At 73.5% G+C, this 11,556-nt stretch carries 13 protein-coding genes; 8 read left to right on the forward strand and 5 right to left on the reverse strand.

Annotated elements, in window-relative coordinates:
* Positions 1-140: 140 nt before the first annotated feature.
* Complete coding sequence (gene purB, locus ACLQ20_RS18430) at positions 141-1,565, reverse strand: adenylosuccinate lyase (RefSeq protein ID WP_425856811.1); 1,425 nt, start codon at positions 1,563-1,565, stop codon at positions 141-143.
* Between the two features lie 98 nt (positions 1,566-1,663).
* On the opposite strand from purB, the gene ACLQ20_RS18435 reads away from it, so the two are divergent.
* From ACLQ20_RS18435 to ACLQ20_RS18445, 3 genes are all read left to right on the forward strand, one after another.
* Entirely contained in the window at positions 1,664-2,404 is a 741-nt protein-coding gene (locus tag ACLQ20_RS18435; RefSeq protein ID WP_151455567.1) for an SDR family NAD(P)-dependent oxidoreductase, read from the forward strand.
* Positions 2,405-2,558: 154 nt separating this feature from the next.
* Positions 2,559-2,768 carry a type II toxin-antitoxin system VapB family antitoxin gene (locus ACLQ20_RS18440; RefSeq protein ID WP_327030153.1) on the forward strand — a complete coding sequence of 70 codons (210 nt, stop codon included), beginning with the start codon at positions 2,559-2,561 and terminating at the stop codon, positions 2,766-2,768.
* Positions 2,765-3,190: a PIN domain nuclease gene (locus tag ACLQ20_RS18445; RefSeq protein ID WP_327030152.1), complete on the forward strand. Its 426-nt coding sequence runs from the start codon at positions 2,765-2,767 to the stop codon at positions 3,188-3,190. The genes ACLQ20_RS18440 and ACLQ20_RS18445 overlap by 4 nt, the downstream gene beginning before the upstream one ends.
* Here the strand turns inward: ACLQ20_RS18445 and ACLQ20_RS18450 are convergent.
* The 4 genes from ACLQ20_RS18450 to ACLQ20_RS18465 all read right to left on the reverse strand — a co-directional run bounded on the left by ACLQ20_RS18450 (position 3,183) and on the right by ACLQ20_RS18465 (position 6,245).
* Entirely contained in the window at positions 3,183-3,434 is a 252-nt protein-coding gene (locus ACLQ20_RS18450) for a hypothetical protein (protein WP_327030151.1), read from the reverse strand. The two genes, ACLQ20_RS18445 and ACLQ20_RS18450, sit on opposite strands and share 8 nt — an antisense overlap.
* A gap of 139 nt (positions 3,435-3,573) precedes the next feature.
* A complete protein-coding gene (locus ACLQ20_RS18455) occupies positions 3,574-4,350 on the reverse strand; it encodes a hypothetical protein (protein ID WP_425856816.1) in 777 nt (258 codons plus the stop codon).
* Entirely contained in the window at positions 4,347-4,862 is a 516-nt protein-coding gene (locus ACLQ20_RS18460; protein WP_358114203.1) for a SigE family RNA polymerase sigma factor, read from the reverse strand. Before ACLQ20_RS18460 ends, ACLQ20_RS18455 begins: the two co-directional genes overlap by 4 nt.
* Positions 4,863-4,952: 90 nt before the next feature.
* On the reverse strand, positions 4,953-6,245 hold the full coding sequence (locus ACLQ20_RS18465) for an acetyl-CoA C-acetyltransferase (protein ID WP_425856819.1): 1,293 nt from the start codon (positions 6,243-6,245) through the stop codon (positions 4,953-4,955).
* A 55-nt stretch (positions 6,246-6,300) separates the two neighbouring features.
* Between ACLQ20_RS18465 and ACLQ20_RS18470 the strand changes: the two genes are divergently transcribed.
* The 5 genes from ACLQ20_RS18470 (at position 6,301) to ACLQ20_RS18490 (ending at position 11,536) form a co-directional block, all read left to right on the forward strand.
* On the forward strand, positions 6,301-7,656 hold the full coding sequence (locus tag ACLQ20_RS18470; protein WP_425856822.1) for a 3-oxoacyl-ACP reductase: 1,356 nt from the start codon (positions 6,301-6,303) through the stop codon (positions 7,654-7,656).
* Positions 7,657-7,901: 245 nt separating this feature from the next.
* A complete protein-coding gene (locus ACLQ20_RS18475; RefSeq protein ID WP_425857215.1) occupies positions 7,902-8,726 on the forward strand; it encodes a MaoC/PaaZ C-terminal domain-containing protein in 825 nt (274 codons plus the stop codon).
* A gap of 114 nt (positions 8,727-8,840) precedes the next feature.
* Positions 8,841-9,596: an NUDIX hydrolase gene (locus ACLQ20_RS18480; RefSeq protein ID WP_151455561.1), complete on the forward strand. Its 756-nt coding sequence runs from the start codon at positions 8,841-8,843 to the stop codon at positions 9,594-9,596.
* Complete coding sequence (locus tag ACLQ20_RS18485; RefSeq protein ID WP_425856825.1) at positions 9,593-10,567, forward strand: J domain-containing protein; 975 nt, start codon at positions 9,593-9,595, stop codon at positions 10,565-10,567. Before ACLQ20_RS18480 ends, ACLQ20_RS18485 begins: the two co-directional genes overlap by 4 nt.
* Positions 10,568-10,576: 9 nt before the next feature.
* Positions 10,577-11,536, forward strand: a complete 960-nt coding sequence (locus ACLQ20_RS18490; RefSeq protein ID WP_425856827.1) for a hypothetical protein — start codon at positions 10,577-10,579, stop codon at positions 11,534-11,536.
* The last annotated feature ends 20 nt before the right edge of the window (positions 11,537-11,556 follow it).

Raw genomic sequence — 11,556 nt, forward strand, 5'->3', positions numbered from 1 at the left:
ATCCACCCCCTCCGGGGCGCTCCGGTCGGTTGATCATGAAGTTGTTGCCGCATTCATCGGCGTGTCACGACAACAACTTCATGATCAACGGCCCGGGAGGGACGGGCGGCGGGTGGGGTGGGGGTTGGTGGGGTGGGGGGTCAGAGGATGGGGGGTGGGGTGTAGGTGGCTGCTTGAGGGTGGGCGTCCACTACCGTGGCGATGCGGCGGGCGACCGCCTCGACCTGGGCCGGGGCTGCGCCGACGAAGGCGGTGCGGTCGGCGACGAGGGTGTCGATCTCGGCGCGGGTCAGGCCCAGGCGGCCGTCCTCCGCCAGGCGGTCGAAGAGGTCGTTCTCGGCGGCGCCCTTCTCGCGCATGGCCAGGGCCACCGCGACCGCGTGCTCCTTGATCGCCTCGTGGGCGACCTCGCGCCCGACGCCGCGCCGGACCGCCGCCACCAGGATCTTCGTGGTGGCCAGGAACGGCAGGAAGCGCTCCAGCTCCCGGTTGACGACCGCCGGGTACGCGCCGAACTCGTCCAGCACGGTGAGGAAGGTCTGGAACAGCCCGTCGGCGGCGAAGAACGCGTCCGGCAGGGCGACCCGGCGGACCACCGAGCAGGAGACGTCCCCCTCGTTCCACTGGTCGCCGGCCAGCTCGCCGACCATCGACAGGTAACCCCGGATGATCACGGCGAAGCCGTTGACCCGCTCGCTGGAGCGGGTGTTCATCTTGTGCGGCATCGCGCTGGAACCCACCTGGCCCGGCTTGAAGCCCTCGGTGGCCAACTCCTGGCCGACCATCAGCCGGATGGTGGTCGCCAGCGACGACGGGGCGGCGGCGATCTGGGCGAGCGCGGCGAGCACCGCCAGGTCGATCGAGCGCGGGTAGACCTGGCCGACGCTGTCGAGCACGCGGGAGAACCCGAGGTGCCCGGCCACCCGGCGCTCCAGCTCGGCCACCTTGTCGGCGTCGCCGTCGAAGAGGTCGAGCTGGTCGGCGGCGGTGCCGACGGGGCCCTTGACGCCCCGCAGCGGGTACCAGTTGATCAGGTCGTCGAGCCGCTCGTACGCGATGAGCAGCTCCTCCGCGGCCGACGCGAAGCGCTTGCCCAGCGTGGTGGCCTGCGCCGCGACGTTGTGTGAGCGGCCGGTCATGACCAGGTCGGAGTGCTCGACGGCGAGCCGGGACAGCCGGGCGAGGGTGGCGACCACCCGGTCCCGGATCAGCTCCAGCGAACGGCGTACCTGGAGCTGCTCGACGTTCTCCGTGAGGTCCCGGGAGGTCATCCCCTTGTGCACGTGCTCGTGCCCGGCGAGCGCGCTGAACTCCTCGATCCGGGCCTTCACGTCGTGCCGGGTGACCCGCTCCCGCTCGGCGATCGAGGCCAGGTCGACCTGGTCGAGCACCCCCTCGTACGCCTCGACCACGCCGTCGGGCACGGGGATGCCGAGGTCCCGCTGGGCCCGGAGCACGGCGAGCCAGAGCCGCCGCTCCATCCTGATCTTCTCCTCCGGCGACCAGAGGGCGACCAGTTCGGGTGAGGCGTACCGGTTGGCGAGCACGTTCGGGATCGTCGTCACGGCGCTCATTCTCCCGGACCCGCCCGCACCGCATCGGCAGGGTTGCCGGCTGGCTATGGTGATCACCCTGCTGAGCCGACTGACGGGAATGAGGAAGAGTGTCCAGACTAACCGGCAGGGTCGCCCTGGTCACCGGTGGTAGCCGCGGTATCGGCGCCGCCGTCGTACGCCGGCTGGCCGAGGACGGAGCCCACGTCGCGTTCACCTACCGCAGCGCGGAGGAGAGCGCGAAGGCCGTCGTCGCCGACATCACGTCGTACGGCCGCACCGGCCTGGCGATCCGCGCCGACAGCACCGACGGTACGGCGATCGTCGACGCGGTCGAGCGGACCGTCGCCGAACTGGGGCGGCTGGACATCCTGGTCAACAACGCCGGGGTGTTCTCGTCCGGGCCGATCGGACAGGTCGGCCTCGACGATCTCGACCGGGCCATCGCCGTCAACGTGCGCGGGGTGTACCTCGCCACCCAGGCGGCGGTACGCCACCTGCGCGACGGCGGGCGGATCGTCAACATCGGCAGCAGCTTCGCCAGCCGCGTACCGGCTCCCGGGGTGAGCGTCTATGCCATGACCAAGACCGCCGTCAACGGCCTGACCAGGGCGCTCGCCCGCGAACTCGGCCCGCGCGGGATCACCGTCAACCTGGTCCTGCCCGGCTCCACGGACACCGACATGAACCGCGCGGACAGCGCCGGCGCGGACGCCCAGCGGTCACACATCGCCCTCGGTCGCTACGGCACGCCGGAGGACGTGGCGGCGACGGTCAGCCACCTGGTGGGCGAGGGCGGCCGGCACATCACCGGCGCGTCGATCGCCATCGACGGCGGCGCCACCGCCTGACCCGGCGGGCGGATGCGAGACCCGGGCGAACGGCGTGGACCTGCCCCATCTGCCGGTCCGGCCGGATCGAGGCCGCGGCGCGCGCCTCGACCCGCGCCGGACCAGCGCGGCGCTGGATATACTCGGCAAGCGGACGGTATATAGGGGGCGCGCAATGACCAAGATCCTGGTGGACGTCGATGACGAGGCGCTCGCCGACGCGGCTGCGGCTTTCGGCACCAAGACCAAGAAGGACACGGTGAACGTCGCGCTACGGGAAGGGGCTGCCCGCCTCCGGCGCGCCCGCGCCCTCGCGGAACTCAGCGGACGGGCCCAGGCCGGGGACTTCGACGAACTGCTCGACAAGAGCACGTACCGGTCGTGAGACTCGCCGACTACCTGGTCGACACCAGTGCGCTGGTCCGGCTGCTGCGCGACCCCGACACCCAGGCCCGATGGGAGCAGCCACTCACGGCCGGCCTGCTCGCGGTCTGCCCGCTGGTCGAACTGGAGTTCCTGTATTCGGCCCGCTCGCTGGCCGACCGCAGATGGCTGGGGGACCGGCTTCGCACGGTGTTCAACTGGGTGAGCATGCCGGACCGGATCTACGAGCGGGCGGCCGAGATCCAGGAGCAGCTCACCGCTCGGGGTACCCACCGGTCTGCCGGCGCCGTCGATCTGCTGATCGCGGCGACGGCCGAGTACCAGAGCCTCTCCCTGCTGCACTACGACCGTGACTTCGACCAGATCTCCGAGGTCACCGGTCAGCCCGTGCGATGGCTCGCCCCGGCAGGCACCATCAAGTAGGTACGGGGCGGCCGGTGAGGGCCCGCCACAACCCGGCGCACGCCTCCTCCTCGGTGTCGAACACCAGCCGGACGTCGTACCGTCCGCGCTCGTAGGCGCCGATCTCCCACCGCTCCCCCGCCGAGCGGCGCAGGAACCAGAAGTCGGGCGGGACCGGCACGTGCTCGTGCACGCCTTCCAGCTCGAATGCGTCCGGTGACATCCCGGTCGCCAGCAGGGCGTCACGCACCTCGTGCCGGTCCACTCCCCGACCTCCCCTGTCCACGCGGCTCAGCAGACGGGGGTTCCGCCGCCCACTGCACCCTGCCCGCATGGTCGCCGTCAGTCGACCCCGCCGCCCGCGGCCACCATTCGCGCCGCCGCACGTCCCGCGCGGGCCCGGGTCACCAGGCGGGGCGGGCGGCCGGGTCGAGGGCGAGGTCCCGGAGCTGCTCCGGGGTGAGCACGAACCGCCCGTCACGGCTGTGCAGCCCGACCACGATCCAGGTACCGTCGGGGTACAGGACGTCGACCCGCCGGCGTTGGATTACACCCCCACCCCGCCCTTCGTGCGAGACGGCTGCGGTCTCCCGGACGCGCGCGCCGTCCGGCCCCGTCGACAGGCCGCACGAGTCGACGGTCTGCTTCCCGCAGTCCATGACGTCGCGGTTCAGGCCCGGCTGCGGCTCGGCCAGGGCCCGGACGGACAACTCGTTGCTGAACGCGCCGGCGGGGTCCACCGGATAGGCGCGCACCGAGAAACCGACGTTGCGGAAGTCTTCGGACGCAATTCCGACCGGTGCGTCGCCGGCCGGTCCCGTGGGGAAGACGCCGCCGCGTACCACGGTCGGTTCCACCCACCGGGCTCCCGACGCCCGCGCGACGAGGGCCGCCGCCACCGCGTCCCGGTAGCGCTCGGCCGCCTCCGTGGGCAGCCTCTGGTTGCTCTTGCGGTACGGGGGGCGCGAGGCGGGCACCGGGCCCGCCGGCTGCATGTCCGGACGGTCGACCACCAGGCTCGCGCCCAGCACCAGCGCGAGGACCCCGCCGGCCGCCGAGGCGTACGCCCCGAGCCGGCGGGTGCGGACCAGCCGGCGCTGTCGCAGGATCAACCCGTCCAGGTCGATCGAGGAGGTCGGCGCGTCGCCGATCGCCGCGTCGAAGATCTCCCGGTACGTCACGCGAACCTCCCTGTGCTCAGGGCCGGCTGGTCAGCGGCCAGCAGGCGTAGCGATTCCAGTGCTCTGGCGGCCTGGCTCTTCACCGTGCCGGTGGTGATGCCGAGGATCTGCGCGGTCTCCTCCACGGAGAGGTCGCAGTAGTAGCGCAGCACCAGCACGGCGCGCCGCCGCTCGGGCAGCTTCCCGAGCAGGTCGAGGAGCAGCTCCCGGTCGGCCAGGTCGGGCTCGGTGTCCGGCGCGGCGTCGTCGGGGACCTCGTCGGTGCTGCGTTCACGCCGCCACGGCCGCCGTCGCTCGTCCAGCCAGGCGCGCATGAGCACCTGCCGGACGTACGCGTCGACGTTCTCCGCCGCGCGGACCCGGGTCCAGGCCCGGTAGAGCTTGCCCAGGGTGATGGAGACGAGGTCGTCGGCGGTGTGCCAGTCCCGGCAGAGCAGGTACGCCGTGCGGCGCAGATGCTCCAGCCGGGTCTCGACGAACTGCCGGTACTCGTCCTCGTCGGCCGACTTCACGCGTTCCGCCTTCGTCGCCTCATGCCCAGGGGACGGAGCGCGGGGCCGGGCGGGTTGCCCGGCCCCGCGTTTGCGGATCAGGTGCCCGGCTCAGCGCTCCAGGATCGCGGTCACGCCCTGGCCGCCGGCGGCGCAGACGGAGATCAGGCCCCGGCCGCTGCCCTTGTCGGCGAGCAGCTTCGCCAGGGTCGCCACGATCCGCCCGCCGGTGGCCGCGAACGGGTGCCCGGCCGCCAGCGACGAGCCGTTGACGTTCAGCTTCTCCCGGTCGATGGCGCCGAGCGGGGCGTCCAGTCCCAGCCGGTCCTTGCAGAACTCCGGGGACTCCCAGGCGGCCAGGGTCGCCAGCACCTGCGAGGCGAAGGCCTCGTGGATCTCGTAGAAGTCGAAGTCCTGGAGCGTCAGCCCGGCCCGGGTCAGCATCCGGGGCACCGCGTACGCGGGGGCCATCAGCAGCCCCTCGTCGCCGTGCACAAAGTCGACGGCGGCGGTCTCCGACCAGGAGAACCACGCCAGCACGGGCAGGCTGTGCGCGCGGGCCCACTCCTCGCTGGCCAGCAGCACCGTCGAGGCGCCGTCGGTCAGCGGTGACGAGTTGCCGGCCGTCATGGTCGCCGCCTCGGCGTCGGGCCCCTTCGCGCCGAAGACCGGCTTCAGGGCGCCGAGCCGCTCCAGGCTGGTGTCGGGGCGCAGGTTCGCGTCCCGGGTCAGCCCGAGGTACGGCGTCAGCAGGTCGTCGAAGAACCCCCGGTCGTACGCGGCGGCGAGCCGCTGGTGCGAGCGCAGCGCCAGCTCGTCCTGCGCCTGCCGGTCGATCTGCCAGCGCAGCGCCGTGCGGGCGGCGTGCTCCCCCATCGACAGCCCGGTTCGCGGCTCCGCGTTGCGCGGGATCTCCGGCTTGAACGGCTGGGTGGGGCGCAGCTTCGCGGCGATCCTCAGCCGCTCGCCGAGGGTGCGGGCGCTGTTGAGCCGGAGCAGCGTGCGGCGCATCTCCTCGTTGACGGCGAGCGGCGCGTCGGAGGTGGTGTCCACGCCGCCGGCGATGCCGACGTCGATCTGCCCGAGGGCGATCTTGTTGGCGACCAGGATGGCCGCCTCCAGCCCGGTGCCGCAGGCCTGCTGGATGTCGTACGCGGGGGTGTGCGGGTCGAGCTTCGAGCCGAGCACCACCTCGCGGGTCAGGTTGAAGTCCTTCGCGTGCTTGAGCACCGCGCCGGCCACCACCTCGCCGACGCGCTGGCCGGCCAGGCCGAACCGGGCGACGAGCCCGTCCAGCGCGGCGCCCAGCATGTCGGCGTTCGACGCGCTGGCGTACCGCGAGTTGGACCGCGCGAAGGGGATGCGGTTGCCGCCGATGACCGCCACCCGCCGGATGCTCTGCACGATCCCGCCTCCTCGAAAGACTTGCCCTCAACCTACTCGCCAGTAGGCTACGCCTATGACCGACAGGTACGCGAGCTTCGTCCGATCGGGGGCCGGCCGCACGCTGGTCAAGCGCCTCGGGCTGCCCGACCCGCCGCGACTGCGCCGGCACACCCCCGGCGATCCCATCGTGCCCGGCCCCGTCCTGCTGGGCGCCGCGACCGGCGGCCGGCTCGCCGAGCGGGCCGGCAAGATCCTGACCGCCGCCGGGGTCGAGCTGCGCGATCCCGGCGCCGTGGACTCCACCGAGCGCTTCGCCGCCCTGGTGTACGACGCCACCGGCATCACCGACTCCACCGAGCTGCGCCAGCTGTACGACTTCTTCCACCCGCGCGCCCGGTCGGTGCTGCCCAGCGGCCGGGTCGTCGTGCTCGGCACCCCGCCCGACGAGTGCGGCTCCCCCCGGGAGGCGACCGCCCAGCGGGCCCTGGAGGGGCTGACCCGCAGCATCGGCAAGGAGTTCGGCCGGGGCGTCACCGCCCAGCTCGTCCACGTGACGAAGGACCCGGACGCCGGCACCTGGACCAGCGTGGAGGCGACCCTGCGGTTCCTGCTCTCGGGCCGGTCCGCGTACGTCTCCGGGCAGGTGGTCCGGGTCGGCGCCGGCACGGCCGGGGCGCCGGCCGACTGGGACCGCCCGCTGGACGGGCAGGTCGTCCTGGTCACCGGGGCGGCCCGGGGCATCGGCGCGGCGCTGGCCCGGGTGCTGGCCCGCGACGGCGCCCGGGTCGTCGCGCTGGACATTCCGGCGGCCGGGGACGAGCTGGCGGCGGTCGCCAACGAGATCGGCGGCACCGCCGTCCAGCTCGACCTGACCGCCCCCGACGCCCCGCAGCGGCTCGCCGAGCACCTGGCCGAGCGGCACGGGCGGGTCGACGTGGTCGTGCACAACGCCGGGATCACCCGTGACAAGACCCTCGGCCGGATGGACGCCGACCGGTGGGACTCGGTGCTCGACGTCAACCTCTCCAGCCAGGAGCGGATCAACGACGTGCTGCTGGAGCGGGAGCTGATCCCGGCCGGCGGCCGGATCGTCTCGGTCTCCTCGATCGCCGGCATCGCCGGCAACCGGGGCCAGACCAACTACGCCACCAGCAAGGCGGGCGTGATCGGGCTGGTCGAGTCGCTCGCCCCGGCGCTGCGTGAACGGCAGATCAGCGTCAACGCGGTCGCCCCCGGTTTCATCGAGACCCGGCTGACCGCGCGCATCCCGCTGGTGATCCGCGAGGCGGGCCGGCGGATGAACAGCATGTCCCAGGGCGGGCTGCCGGTGGACGTCGCCGAGACCATCGGCTGGCTGGCGTGGCCGGCCTCCGGCGCGGTCAGCGGCAACGTCGTCCGGGTCTGCGGCCAGAGCCTGCTGGGGGCGTGATGGCGAGGAGAGGACAACCGGCGCCGGAGCCGGACGACCTGTCGGTGCACGAGCTGATCGACGGCCCGACCGAGATCCTGTCGCAGGACACCCTGGACGCGATCCGCGGGCCGGCGGCGTTCGGCCACGACCTGAGCCTCGAAGAGACGCACGACCTCTCCGCCTCCGCCGCCGAGGCGACGCGGGACCTCTCGGGCGGGGGCCCGGCCGCGACGGGTGCCCGGGAGCGCGTCGAGCTGCCCCGGATGCCGGCGGCCGGGGCGCTCTACCGGCGGGCGCTGCTCGGCGCGCTGCCCGGCCTCGGCGGTGGGCGGCGGTCGGCGGGCCTCCCGGCGGTCGAGCTGGCCGTCGGCGGGATCGCCGTCGACCGGACGCACCTCGCCGACTACGACCGGGTCTGCGGGTTCCGGCTCACCGACCGGCTGCCCGCGACGTTCCCGCACGTCATGGGCTTCCCACTGGCGCTGCGGCTGATGACCGCGCCGGAGTTTCCCATCCCGCTGACCGGCGTGGTGCACGTCGGCAACCGGATCACCGTGCACCGCCCGGTCATCGCCGACGAGACCCTCGACTTCCGCGCGTACGCCGAGAACCTGCGCCCGCACGACCGGGGGCGGCAGGTCGACGTGGTGCTGGTCGGCTCGGTCGACGGGGCGGAGGTCTGGCGCGGCGTCTCGACGTACCTCGGCAGGGAGGGCAAGCGGGGCGGCGGCGGGCGGCGCGAGCAGGCCGGGCGGCCCACGACGCCGGCCGGCTCTGCCCGCTGGCGGGTCGATCCCCGCGTCGGTACGGACTACGCGCGGGTCTCCGGCGACCACAACCCGATCCACACCTCCCGCCTCGGCGCGCGGCTGTTCGGCTTCCCCCGGCCGATCGCGCACGGGATGTGGAGCAAGGCCCGTTGCCTGGCCGCGCTGGAGAACCGCCTGCCGGACGCCTACACGGTCGAGGTGGCCTTCAAGCTGCCCGTGCCGCTGCCGAGCACGGTGAGCTTCGGCCTGCTGCCGGACGGCGGGTTCGCCCTGCACGACTCGCGCGGCCGACCGCACCTGGCGGGCCTCGTGCGCTGAGGCGCCCCCGCCGGAGCTGAGTACGCCCCTGCCGAATCCCGTCCCGGGCTTGGCAGGGGCGTTCTCGTGCGCTAAGTTCTTCTCATATCGAGATGTTCTCAGAATGAGAGAGACATGGTTGACGAGCAGGACTTCCTGGCCGCGTACGACCCCGGGGCCTACCCGTCGGTCGCCGTGACCGTCGACGTGGTGGCGCTGACCATCCGGGACGGCGCGCTGCACCTGCTGCTGATCCGGCGCGGCCAGCCGCCCTTCGAGGGGCGGTGGGCGCTGCCCGGCGGCTTCGTCCGCCCCGACGAGGACCTCACCGCCGGCGCCCGACGGGAGCTGGCCGAGGAGACCGGGCTCGGCGGCGAGGGACTGCGCCGCGTACACCTGGAGCAGTTGGGCAGCTACGGCACCCCCGACCGCGACCCGCGCATGCGCGTCGTCTCGGTCGCCCACCTCGCGTTCGCCCCCGACCTGCCCGACCCGGCCGCCGGCACCGACGCCGACGAGGCCGGCTGGCTGCCGGTGACCGCGCTGGCCAACCGGCAGCTCGCCTTCGACCACGGCCGGATCATCGAAGACGCGCTGGAGCGGGCCCGGTCCAAGCTGGAATACACCCCGCTCGCCACGCGCTTCCTCGCCGGCGAGTTCACGATCAGCGAGCTGCGCGCCGTCTACGAGACGGTCTGGGGCCACCCGCTGCACGCCGGCAACTTCCACCGCAAGGTGCTCTCGGTGCCGGGCTTCGTCGAGAGCACCGGCACCAGCACCGAGCGCGGCGGCGCCCGGGGCGGCCCCCGCGCCAAGCTCTACCGGGCCGGCGACGCCCGGCTGCTGCACCCGGCGCTGCTGCGCCCCGCCCGGGAGGAGACGGTCCGATGAGGACCGCCGAAGCCGTCCGCCTGGTCGCGGCGGCCCGCACCGACGCCGACCTGTTCGGCACGGACCAGCCGGCCCGGCGCTACCGCGAGCTGGTCGCGGCCCTGCACCCCGACCGCCTGCCGGCCGACCCGGCGGTACGCGCCGAGGCCACCGACGCGTTCGTCCAGGTCACCACCCGCTGGCGGGCCCGGCAGGTCACCATCCTCGGCGACTACCGACTCGGCACGCCGGCCTACTCGGGCGACCTGGCCGACCTCTACGACGTCGGGGCCGACCGGCTGCTCAAGCTGCCCCGGCGACCCACCGACAACGACCTGATGGCCCGCGAGGCGCACGCCCTGCGCACCATCGCCGAGCGCGGCGACCCGCGCTACCTGCCGTACGTGCCCCGGCTGGTCGAGGACTTCCGGCACCTCGACGCCGCGACCGGCGCCGAACGGCGGATCAACGTGCTCGCCTCCGCGCCCGGTTTGCACGACCTCACCGAGGTCCGGCGCGCGTACCCGGACGGGCTCGACGCCCGCGACGTGGCCTGGATGTGGCGCCGGCTGCTGGTGGCGCTCGGCCTGGCCCACGGGGCGGGCATCGTGCACGGCGCGGTCCTGCCGCCGCACGTGCTGATCGAGCCGGACGCGCACGGCGTGGTGCTTGTCGACTGGTGCTTCTCCGCCCCCGTCGGCGGCACTGTCCCCGCGCTGGTGCCCGGCTACGACGCGAACTGGTACCCCGACGAGATCCCCCGCAAGCGGCCCTGCGGGCCGGGCACCGACATCGCCATGGCCAGCGGATGCATGAGCTGGCTGATGGGACCGCGCGCGCCCCGCGAGCTGGACGCCTTCGCGCGGGGCTGCCGCCAGCGGGCCCTGGACGCCCGGCCCGACGACGCGTGGCGGCTGCTGCGCGAACTGGACGAGGTGCTGGACCGGCTCTACGGGCCACGCACCTTCCGACCCTTCACCCTCAACCCGTAAGGAGCTGTCATGGGCAGTGGAATGTGGTCCACCGACGTGTACGACGCCGCCGACCGCTACCGCCGGAAGACCGGCAAGAGCGCGTTCTCCTACAGCGACAGCGGGGCGCGCAAGGTGCACCCCGCCCTCGACCCGCGCGACGCGACGCGCGAGAGCCGCGACTCCGACGAGCACCCCCGGTCGACGCCCATCGCGGTGCTCTTCGACGTCACCGGCTCGATGCGCAACGTGCCGCGCGTCCTGCAGACCAAGCTGCCGCAGCTGCTCGGGCTGCTGCAACGGCAGGGCTACGCCAGCGATCCGCAGATCATGTTCGGCGCGATCGGCGACGCCACCTGCGACCGGGTGCCGTTGCAGGTCGGCCAGTTCGAGTCGGACAACCGGATGGACGACGACCTCGGCCTGATCGTCCTGGAGGGCGGCGGCGGCGGGCAGATGACCGAGTCGTACGAGCTGGCCATGTACTTCATGGCCCGGCACACCGTGACCGACTCCTGGGAGAAGCGCGGCCGGCGCGGCTACCTGTTCATCATCGGCGACGAGCTGGCGTACCCACAGGTGAAGGCCCGGGAGGTGGCCGGCGTCGTCGGCGACGACGTGCGCGAGGACGTGCCGCTGCGGCAGATCGTCGACGAGCTGACCCGCCGCTGGGACACCTACTACCTGCTCCCCGCCGGCAGCCACTACTCGGGCAACGCCAAGGTGCTCGACTTCTGGCGGGACCTGCTCGGGCAGAACGCCGTCGTGCTGGACGACCTCGACGCGGTCTGCGAGACGATCGCGCTCACCGTCGGGCTCGGCGAGCAGGCCATCGACCTGGACGAGGGCCTGCGCGACCTCGACCGGGCCGGCTCGGGCGCCAGCGGCACCGTCTCCAAGGCGCTGGCCCGCCTGCGCGGGGGGCGGCGCGCCGAGGTGTCGACGCTGCCCGCGTTCCGCGACACCGGCGGCGAGGTGACCCGGCTGTGAACCACGTGACGGCGGTCGGC

Origin of the sequence: Micromonospora sp. DT46 (assembly GCF_049841735.1) — a bacterium.
Classification (GTDB): Bacteria; Actinomycetota; Actinomycetes; order Mycobacteriales; family Micromonosporaceae; genus Micromonospora; species Micromonospora reichwaldensis.

Bases quoted from the DNA above. Each gene is read 5' to 3' on its own strand.
- ACLQ20_RS18440 (WP_327030153.1), top strand. From the start codon at position 2,559: ATGACCAAGATCCTGGTGGACGTCGATGACGAGGCGCTCGCCGACGCG.
- ACLQ20_RS18470 (WP_425856822.1), top strand. From the start codon at position 6,301: ATGACCGACAGGTACGCGAGCTTCGTCCGATCGGGGGCCGGCCGCACG.
- ACLQ20_RS18490 (WP_425856827.1), top strand. From the start codon at position 10,577: ATGGGCAGTGGAATGTGGTCCACCGACGTGTACGACGCCGCCGACCGC.
- ACLQ20_RS18480 (WP_151455561.1), top strand. From the start codon at position 8,841: ATGGTTGACGAGCAGGACTTCCTGGCCGCGTACGACCCCGGGGCCTAC.
- ACLQ20_RS18475 (WP_425857215.1), top strand. From the start codon at position 7,902: ATGCCGGCGGCCGGGGCGCTCTACCGGCGGGCGCTGCTCGGCGCGCTG.
- ACLQ20_RS18485 (WP_425856825.1), top strand. From the start codon at position 9,593: ATGAGGACCGCCGAAGCCGTCCGCCTGGTCGCGGCGGCCCGCACCGAC.